The sequence below is a fragment of the Rhizobium sp. 01T444 genome, assembly GCF_056398305.1.
The window spans coordinates 1-996 of the sequence record NZ_JBFTPD010000103.1; the positions used below are offsets into that span (position 1 = coordinate 1).

A 996-nucleotide genomic window follows, 5' to 3' on the forward strand; every position below is an offset into this window, starting at 1 on the left:
GTGAGCGACTTCAATCCGAAGGCCGACGCGTTGGCGAGCATCGACGCCGCCCTGGCGGACCCTGCCCGCGCGATCCAGCGGGCCGCGGCTGTCTACTTGTATGACACACACAGCTGGATGGCCTCGCGCAGCCCGGTGCAGAGCGCGGCGTTCGAGGCCGACCAGCACCCCGACGCGGTCGATCCGAAGCCGCAGATACAGATCGCGATGTCGCACAGCGACGGCTTCGGAAGAGCCCTTCAATCGAAGAAGAAGTGCCCCCCGGGCTGGCCTGTGTCGTCACGCCTGCGGGAGAGCTCGAACTCGACGGCAGCGGCAAGCCGGTCGAGCGTGACACGGGAGACGCGGCGCGCTGGGCGGTGTCGGGCCGTGTCGAGTATGACAACAAGGGGCAGGTGATCCGGGTCTATCAGCCTTACTTCATCGATCGGGCGAGCCATGTCAACGACGCGCAAGCGCGCTCGTGGGGCCACGCGGACACGCACGCCTACGATCCCCTGGGTCGGGAAGTAGCCGTCATCACGGCGCTCGGGCACAAGCGACGGACGAGCTACTTCCCGTGGTTCGACATGAGCGAGGACGAGAACGACACCTTGGGCGATGTCTCGCCATCGACCGCGATCGAGGGCAAGGCCACGCCCAACATGCCGATCACCCGGGGCGCGTTTCCAAGCAGCATCGCGATCGCGAACGCCGGCACTGTGGGCACGCTGGGGGTGACGGTTGAGTTGACATACACCAGCGGCGCCTTCGTTCGGGTCGAACTCACGTCGCCGGCCGGACAGACGGTCGCACTGCCGAACGTTCATTCGAGTCCTGACGACCAGGTTCTCAGCCATGTCTCGACGGAACAGTCGTCCCCGCTCTCGCCGTTCATCGGTCAAGGCATGCAAGGGAGCTGGACATTGAAGATCAGTGAATTCGGCTCGACACGCGAGATGAGAGGAATCTTCAGCAGGTGGTCGCTGACGATCACGCCTGCGGATGCTGCCCGAC

At 65.1% G+C, this 996-nt stretch carries 1 protein-coding gene; it reads left to right on the forward strand.

Features of this window, described 5'->3' with window-relative positions; translation table 11 throughout:
* Positions 1–254: 254 nt before the first annotated feature.
* Positions 255–996 (forward strand): proprotein convertase P-domain-containing protein (locus AC1DTN_RS37335; protein ID WP_477925133.1); only part of this gene is annotated, 742 nt, incomplete at its 3' end.